The organism is Dietzia sp. DQ12-76 (assembly GCF_014145045.1).
GTDB lineage: Bacteria > Actinomycetota > Actinomycetes > Mycobacteriales > Mycobacteriaceae > Dietzia.
On record NZ_JAALDV010000040.1, the window covers coordinates 1 to 8,124 of the forward strand.

The window sequence follows — 8,124 nt, forward strand, 5'->3', positions numbered from 1 at the left end:
GGTCGGGATATCGACGACGACGTCCACGGTGTCGTGACGTCAGGCGGCACCGAGAGCTGCATGCTGGCGTGTCTGGCGGCCCGGGAGGTCGCGGGGCGTGCCCCCGGCAGCGGCGGGACGATCGTCGCCCCGGTGACCGTCCACGCGGCGTTCCGCAAGGCCGCTCACGTCCTGGGGATGCGGTTCGTCGGCGTCGAGGTGGATCCCGCCTCGGGCCGCGTGTCCGCCGCGGACCTCCTGGGTGCCGTGGATCGGGACACCTGCCTGGTGGTGTGCTCGGCGTCTTCCTACCCCACCGGTGTGATCGACCCGGTCGAACAGGTCGCCGCCGGGCTCGACGCGCACCATGACCCGCGGATCGGGCTGCACGTCGACGCCTGCCTGGGCGGACTGGTGCTGCCGTTCTGGCCGGGCGGGGTGGGGTCGATGTGGGATCTGCGAATCGGGCGTGTGACCAGCATCTCCGCCGATCTGCACAAGTACGGTTTCGCCCCCAAAGGGACCTCGGTGCTGCTCAGCCGGGGCCGCACCAGGCATCGCGCATCCTGGTTCTCCACCGTGGACTGGCCGGGCTACCCGGTGGTCAACCCCACCCTGTCCGGGTCCAAGCCACTCGAACCCGCGGCCGCCGCGTGGGCGGTGCTCGAGGCCCTGGGCGACGACGGTCAGTCCGAACTCGTCGCGCGCACCGCCAGGGCGACCGCGGCCCTCGTGGAGGGCTTGTCCGGAATCGAGGGCCTGCGGGTGATCGACTCCGATCCAGGACCCCTGATCACCGTGGTGGCCGACGGGTCGGTGGGAGATGCCGGGCGGGTCCACCCCCACCTGTGGGCGGACGAGTGCGGTCGAAGGGGCATCGCGGTGCAGGCGCAACCGGCCTACCGCCAGCAGCGCGGTGCGTTGCCGTCGTCGTCCCACCTCACCATCACCCCGGTGACCGAACGCTTGACGGACGAGATCCTCGCCGTGGCGCGGGCGTCCGCCGACGCGGTGCGCGGGATGCCGGACCCGTCGCCCCCGGCGGCGTTCGCCGACGTCCTGGCCGCGCTGGAGGCCGGCGCCCTCTCCCCCGGTGATCTGCTGACCCTCAACGAGGATGACGTGCACGCGATGGTGTCCGGGGTCCTCGGCGACACAGGTGGAAAAGACGACGGCATGGCGCCACTCCTCGCGGCGATCGAGCGCCTCCCGGCCGAGGTGGGCGCCCGGCTCGTGCGTGCGTACCTCGCGGCTGTGATGGAGTAGTCAGGTCCACGACGACGGCCGCCCCCCGACCGGAGTCGAGGGGCGGCGCGTGATGGCACGTGCTTGTGTCAGACCAGGACCGGCGCAGACCAGGACCGGGTCAGGCCCGGATCGCGTCAGACCAGGACCGCGATGGCGACGTTGACCACTCCCAGAATGCCGGCGACGTTCGCCAGGGTCCTCGTGCTGCCCGCGGCCCTGGCCTCCCGGCGCACGCCGATCACCGCCACGACCAGGATGACGATCGCGATGACGAGCTTGACCCCGATCTTCATGTGGTTGAGGTCCACGTCCTGCATCTCGCGCAGGCCGACGAGTAGAAGGCCGGTCACGACCTGGAGGATCGCACCGTGCAGGATCGCCTTGTTCACCAGCGGCGCCTTGATGGTGGCGAGCCACCCGCCGATGATTCCGGCCAGGCCGATGAAGTGTAGGATCAGAACGATGTCAAAAACGAGGTCCATGGGAAGAAGTGTCTCAAACCCCCTGGTCAGGGTGGTCGCTAAGGATCGCCTAACCGCCCGAGCGGGGTTCAGCGGTGCAGCAGGGTCGCAAATCCCACCAGTGCGACCCCGCCGACGGTCATCACGGCGAACGCCACCCACCGCGTGTCCCATCCGAGCATCCGCTCGTACGCCGCGGTGACCTTCCGGGTGGCGACGGGGAAGCGTGACCACACCCACGCCAGGAGAACGAACGGTCCGATCAGCGCGACCAGGAAGACGAGGTAGGCGCACACCCTGACCACGGGATCCGTGCTCACGCTCTCGACCAACCGTCCGGTGAGATACATGATCGGAAGTGTGGTCAGGCCGATGACGGCCGAGGTGAACCCGAGGACGAACAGGGCGGCCGGCGGCGAGCTCTGGTCGGGTGCCCGCTCCGGGCGTCGTGGGAGCTCGGGGACGACCCGGACCCACAGCACCATCGCGCACGCCAGAGCCAGCAGAAGCACGCCCACCACCAGGTCGACGTCGCGATTCTCCACCACCGCATCCCCGCGCCGGTGGACCTGGTCCACGAGATTCGCGGGGTTGACGCCGTGGAGGACCAGCGCGAGCGCGGTGGCCCCGGACGCCAGACCCGTGAGCAACCACGTCATACGTGCGCGCACGTTCTGATTCCGCGCGAGGATGTCGGCGGTCGCGCCGTAGAGCGCGGGACTCAGGCCCAGCGCCAGGCCGAACCCGATCAGTGTCGGCACGGCCGCGATCCATCCCGCCACCTCGTGCATGCGCCCCCGTTTCGTCGTCTCGACAGTAGTACCGATTGGGGACCGGTCGCGCCCGGGTCGGCAATAGTATGACCAGTGTTCACCGCCGCTGAGAGGACCACGATGCGCGTACTCGTCACCAGTTCCAGGAACACCTTCGCCCTGGACATCATCCGCAAGCTCGGCAGCCGTGGTCACACCGTGGTGGCGAGCGACACCTACTCGGGAGCGACGGGCAGTCACTCCAAGTACCTCGCGGGCCACGCCGTCACGGCCTCCCCCCGCTACGACACCGACCAGTTCATCCGCGACGTGAACCGGATCGTCGGAGAGTACGAGATCGACCTGATCATCCCGACCTTCGAGGAGGTGTTCTACCTCGCGGCCCGGGCCGCCGATCTGCCCGCGGGGGTCACGCTCTTCGCCGGGAGATTTGCCAAGCTCGCGCAGTTGCACGACAAGGCCAGCTTCCAGCGGCTGGTGGAGCGGTCCGGAGTGCCGATCCCCGAGACAGTCGTCGCCACAGACCATGCCTCGCTGATGGCCGCCATCGACAAGTACCCGCGCTATTTCGCTCGCGCGGCGTTCTCGCGGGGAGGCGTGGGTCTGTTGACCAACACCGGGCCGCTGGCGGGCAAGATGTCCGTTGACGACTGCCACCCCACCGAGGAACAGCCGTGGCTCGTCCAACCGTTCGTCGACGGCCCCATGGTGTGTACCTACAGCACCGTCGTGGACGGCCGGGTCACCTCGCACTGCACCTATCGCGCGCCCGAGCAGTGGGCGCACAGTACGGGCATCACCTTCCTCGCCGTGGACAGCACCGACACCCTCGACTACACCAGGCGCATCGTCGAGGCACTCGATCCTGGGTTCACGGGCCAGCTCTCCTTCGACTTCGTCGACGACAACGGGCAGTTCTACGCCATCGAGTGCAATCCACGTCCGACCAACGGCGTCATCCTGCTCGGCGCCGAGGAGCTCGAGCAGGCGCTGACCGGCGGGAACTCCGAGCCGTTCGTCGTCGAACCGGGCGTCGAGCGCCAGATCAGCCTTGCCGTACTCGCCGACGCGTTCGCCGAGCCGCTCAAGCATCTGCCCACCTCACTGCACGACCTGCTCCACGTGAAGGACGTCGGTTCGGGGTGGCACGACTCCTTCGCCATGATGTGGAGCCCCGCGACGCTCATCCACGGTGCCAAGCTGAGCCACGGCCAGCGCAAGGAGTTGCTGGGCGCTCTGGGCGACGACATCGTGTGGAACGGAGAGCCCATCACGAGAATGAGCGCGGCCGATGCAGCCTCCCTCGAGGACGTTCACGAGCAGCGGATCTGAGAATCGCGCGGTCAGGTGTGTCCTTCGCTCTCGGGTTGCGGCCGGGACCGGTCCGCCGGTCGACACCGGTGAGGCAGTCGGTGGAAACGTGATACTGCACCGCCCGCTGGTGTCGTCCCTGGTGGCCGGTACCCCGGGAGTGCGCAGCGTCAGACGACCGGCCGACGATGGCAGGCCCGCGTTCGACCTGGCCTACGTGCGGACCGGCCCGCGCACCCGCCGCCCGACGGTGGTGGTCCCCGGCGGCCCGGGACTGGGTTCGGTGCTCCCCTATCGCGGGTTCAGGCGCCATGCCGGTCGCCTCGGGCTCGATCTGATCATGATCGAGCACAGGGGCGTCGGCCTGTCCCGCACCGACACCTCCGGGCGGGACCTGCCGGAATCGGCCATGCGGGTCGCCGCCGTCGCCGGGGACATCGCCGCGGTTCTCGACCGGGAGCACGTGGACTCGGCTCACCTCGCCGGATCCTCCTACGGGAGCTACGTCGTGTCCTGCGTCGGCGCCCTGTACCCGGAACGCGTCGCGGGGATGCTGTTGGACTCGGCGCTGCAGTCGTCGACGGACATCGACCTGGAGCGGCGGGCCGTGCGCTCGACATTCTGGGAGGCAGACACCGACATCGCGGCGGATGTGCGACGTCTCCACGCGCGCGGGGAGGACGGTCGGCGACTGCTCGACGTGATCCGCGCGGCCCATGAGTTGGGTGGGCCGGAACTGCTCGGTCCGCTACTGCGGGCGAGGGTGCGGGGACGGGGACGGTTTCCGACCCCGGACGCCGTGGCCTGGCGACTGCTCGAGACGTACGCGACCAGGGGTGGCTCGCCCGCTCGCGTTCCGGGGGTCTACGAGTTCGACCTCGCCGGGACGATCGGATTCCGCGAGCTGGGGTACGGCGCGCCCACGGACGGCCTGCCCCTGGATCCCGCGCTCACCTATGCTCCGATCGCGCACCGGTTCCCCGGGTTCGATGCGGAGCCGGTCGACCTGCGTCGCGAGACCTCCCGGTTCACCTGGCCGATGGTGCTTCTCAGCGGTACCAGGGATCTGCGCACACCGCCCGCCATCGCTGATCGCGTGGCCTCGATCGCCCCGGACCCGGTTGTCGCCCGGATCGACAACGGCCACAGTGCGTTGGACACCCATCCCGAAGCGATGCTGGTCGCGATCGAGCACCTGGTCACCGGTCGTCACCACGATCTTCCCGGCCGGGTCGATGCGCTGAACGCTCTTCCCCGCCGCGGCGTGTCGGCCCGGTTTCCGGACGTCCTCTCGGGACTGGTTCGCCGTGTCGGGACCTGAGCCTGGAGGCGAGTCGTTCAGGCGTCCTCGGACTGACGCGGCAGGACCACGACGGGCGAGTGCGCGTGCGACACCACATGCTGGCTCACCGAGCCCATGAGCAGTCCGCGGAAGCCACCCCATCCCCGGCTGCCCACCACCACGAGCCGGGCGTCCTGCGACGCGGTGACGATCGCCTCCGCAGGATGACCGCGGATCACGGTCTGCTCGACCTGTGCCTCGTCACCCAGAGTGTCCCGAACGGAGTCCGCGAGCATGGTGCGAGCCCTGTCCTCCAGGACTTCGGGGTCCACCCACCCGGCCATGGCGTACGGGCCGACGACTGCCGGCGTCTCCACTGCGGCGAGCGCGATCACGGGCGCCCCGACCGTGCTCGCGTAGTCGGCGGCCCAGGCCAGGGCCTTGAGCGAGTCCGGGCCCCCGTCCACCCCTACGACGACTGGCTTTGCGTCCATTGGTCGACCTCCTCCGTGAGACCGTCGACGGGGCATCCGGCGTCAGTCCGGATCCGGCGACACTCTCACCGTAGCCGCACGACCACCCCGCCGCGAGGCGGCCGACGAAAAATCGAGGGGTGCTGGTCACGCGAGTTCGACGATCTCCATGTATTCCTGGCTCCACAGGTCCTCGGTCCCGTCGGGCAGGATGATCACCCGCTCGGGCTCGAGGGCCTCTACAGCACCGGGGTCGTGGGTCACCAGGACCACCGCGCCCTCGTAGCTGCGCAGGGCGTCGAGGACCTGCTCGCGCGAGATCGGGTCGAGGTTGTTGGTGGGCTCGTCGAGCAGCAGCACGTTGGCGGCCGACGACACCAGGCCGGCCAACGCCAGTCGGGTGCGCTCGCCACCGGACAGGGTGCCGGCGGGCTGCTCGAGCTGGGGGCCGGTGAACATGAACGCCCCCAGCAGACCGCGCAGGTCCTGCTCCCCCGCGTCGGGTGCGGCGTGGCGGATGTTCTCCCACACACTGGCGTCCATGTCCAGGGTGTCGTGCTCCTGGGCGAAGTAGCCCACCTTGAGGCCGTGGCCGGAGACGACCCCGCCCTCACCGTCGGTGCGCTCGACACCCGCGAGGAGCTTGAGCAGGGTGGTCTTGCCGGCACCGTTGTACCCCAGCACCACCACCCGGCTGCCCTTGTCGATCGCCAGATCCACCCCGGCGAAGACCTCCAGGGAGCCGTACATCTTGGTCAGGCCCTTGGCGAACATCGGGGTCTTGCCGCACGCGGCCGGGGTGGGGAACTTGATGTGCGCCACCTTGTCGGCCACCCGGACCTCGTCGAGCTGGTTCATCATGGTCTCGGCGCGGCGGATCATCTGCTTGGCCGCCGCGGCCTTGGTGGCCTTGGCGCCCAGCTTGGCGGCCTGCGTCTTGAGGGCGGAGGCCTTCTTCTCGGCGTTCGCGCGTTCCCGACGGCGCCGCGCCTCATCGGTGGCGCGGGCGTCGAGGTACTTCTGCCAGCCCATGTTGTAGGCGTCGATCTCCCCGCGTACGGCGTCGAGGAACCACACCCTGTTGACCACGGCCTCGAGGAGTTCCACGTCGTGGGAGATGATGATCAGCCCGCCCTCGTGCTTCTCGAGGAACGAGCGCAGCCACGTGATGGAGTCGGCGTCGAGGTGGTTGGTGGGCTCGTCCAGCAGCAGCATGGTCTGGGACTTGCCCGCCCCGTCGGACGCGGCGAACAGGATTCGGGCCAATTCCACGCGCCGGCGCTGACCGCCCGACAGTGTCCCGAGGTTCTGGGTGAGGATCCGCTCCTCCAGCCCGAGGCTGCTGCAGATGCGCGCCGCCTCGCTCTCGGCCTCGTATCCGCCCCGGGCGGAGAACTCGTCCTCGAGTCGACCGTACTTGCGCACGGCCCTGTCCATCGCCGCATCGTCGGGCGCCTCGACCATCTGCTCCTGGGCCTCGGCCATCTGGAGCATCAGGACGTCCAACCCGCGGGCCGACAGCACCCGGCTGCGGGCCAGCTGGTCCATGTTGCCCTCGCGGGGATCCTGCGGGAGGTACCCCACGTCGCTGGTCGAGACGACCTTCCCGGCGTAGGGCTCCCCCTCACCGGCGAGGATCCTCATCGTCGTCGTCTTCCCCGCGCCGTTCCTGCCCACCAGGCCGATCCGGTCGCCGGGCTGGACCCGCAGCGAGGACCCGTCCATGTGGAGCAGGGTGCGCACGCCGGCGCGCACCTCCAGGTCGTCGATGGTGATCACGTGCGCGGGTACCTCGTCTGTTCTCGGGTGGGTTCTGGCCGACCAGCCACTCTACCTGCGGCGCGAGTCGCGGGACGACTCCGGTGACCGGGGTCTCCGCCCGGGCCTGGTCCACCCGCCGGACAGCGCCCCCGGGGGTGACCTCACCCCGCTCTGCACCCGTACAGGTTCTGGACTGCGCGGCCGGTGCGTCCCACCGGTCGTCGGACAGGAGCGTGTCGGTGATGACGCCGCCACCGGGACCGCCCACGTCTCGAAGTCCAGATGCACCCACCCCGGTTCCGGTTCCCGGTGCAGCGAGACCACAAGGTCGCAGTTGACCCCCGGGTAGGTCAGCGGGTCGGCGGCCAGCTGGTGGTAGAACGCTCCCGGCACGTCCACGCCCTCCCCTCGGCGGTACTGTCAGTCGTGATGGATGCCACGGGGGGTGCACTCTACGACGTCGCCGTCGTCGGTCTCGGACCGTCCGGCCGTGCGCTCGCCTCCCGTTGCGCGGACGCGGGCCTGAGTGTGCTCGCGATCGATCCGCGGCCGGACGCGCCGTGGCGTCAGACGCTGTCCCTGTGGGCCGACCAGCTGCCCCCGTGGCTCTCGGTGACGCAGTGTGGTGTCGACGTCCTGGCGCACTCCGTCGACGCCCCGGCGCTCCACTCCCCCGGACGGGCGGTGCTGAACCGGACCTACAGCGTGCTGGACAACGCCGCACTGCGAGAGGCTCTCCCGCTCGGGGACGGCGTGACCGTCGAGACCACCGCCGTCGACGACGCCGGGTTGCCGGCCCTGACCGCCCGTGCGCACCGCGTCGTGGACTGCCGCGG

Annotated in this window: 8 protein-coding genes; 4 read left to right on the top strand and 4 right to left on the bottom strand. The window is 69.9% G+C overall.

All coding sequences use genetic code 11. From position 1 onward, the window contains the following. On the top strand, positions 1-1,245 hold a 1,245-nt coding region (locus G6019_RS02135; RefSeq protein ID WP_182626961.1), incomplete at its 5' end, for an aminotransferase class V-fold PLP-dependent enzyme. A gap of 116 nt (positions 1,246-1,361) precedes the next feature. Here G6019_RS02135 and G6019_RS02140 read toward each other — a convergent pair. Both G6019_RS02140 and G6019_RS02145 read right to left on the bottom strand, forming a co-directional pair. Beyond that, on the bottom strand, positions 1,362-1,709 hold the full coding sequence (locus G6019_RS02140; protein ID WP_182612939.1) for a hypothetical protein: 348 nt from the start codon (positions 1,707-1,709) through the stop codon (positions 1,362-1,364). Between the two features lie 68 nt (positions 1,710-1,777). Next, complete coding sequence (locus tag G6019_RS02145; protein ID WP_182612938.1) at positions 1,778-2,449, bottom strand: GAP family protein; 672 nt, start codon at positions 2,447-2,449, stop codon at positions 1,778-1,780. Positions 2,450-2,581: 132 nt separating this feature from the next. Between G6019_RS02145 and G6019_RS02150 the strand changes: the two genes are divergently transcribed. Continuing rightward, complete coding sequence (locus G6019_RS02150) at positions 2,582-3,793, top strand: carbamoyl-phosphate synthase large subunit (protein ID WP_182612945.1); 1,212 nt, start codon at positions 2,582-2,584, stop codon at positions 3,791-3,793. 88 nt (positions 3,794-3,881) lie between these two features. Continuing rightward, positions 3,882-5,093, top strand: coding sequence for an alpha/beta fold hydrolase (locus G6019_RS02155; RefSeq protein WP_309230127.1), 1,212 nt, complete (start codon positions 3,882-3,884; stop codon positions 5,091-5,093). 17 nt (positions 5,094-5,110) lie between these two features. On the opposite strand, the gene G6019_RS02160 is transcribed toward G6019_RS02155, so the two are convergent. Further along, positions 5,111-5,548: a universal stress protein gene (locus G6019_RS02160; protein WP_107756486.1), complete on the bottom strand. Its 438-nt coding sequence runs from the start codon at positions 5,546-5,548 to the stop codon at positions 5,111-5,113. A gap of 126 nt (positions 5,549-5,674) precedes the next feature. Beyond that, positions 5,675-7,306 carry an ABC-F family ATP-binding cassette domain-containing protein gene (locus G6019_RS02165; protein WP_107756487.1) on the bottom strand — a complete coding sequence of 544 codons (1,632 nt, stop codon included), beginning with the start codon at positions 7,304-7,306 and terminating at the stop codon, positions 5,675-5,677. 411 nt (positions 7,307-7,717) lie between these two features. Between G6019_RS02165 and G6019_RS02170 the strand changes: the two genes are divergently transcribed. Next, a partial coding sequence (locus G6019_RS02170) for a lycopene cyclase family protein (RefSeq protein WP_241725832.1) occupies positions 7,718-8,124 on the top strand: 407 nt, incomplete at its 3' end.

What these genes read in the sequence shown, in the direction of transcription:
- G6019_RS02140 (WP_182612939.1), bottom strand. Translation starts at nt 1,709, where the DNA reads ATGGACCTCGTTTTTGACATCGTTCTGATCCTACACTTCATCGGCCTG.
- G6019_RS02150 (WP_182612945.1), top strand. Translation starts at nt 2,582, where the DNA reads ATGCGCGTACTCGTCACCAGTTCCAGGAACACCTTCGCCCTGGACATC.
- G6019_RS02160 (WP_107756486.1), bottom strand. Translation starts at nt 5,548, where the DNA reads ATGGACGCAAAGCCAGTCGTCGTAGGGGTGGACGGGGGCCCGGACTCG.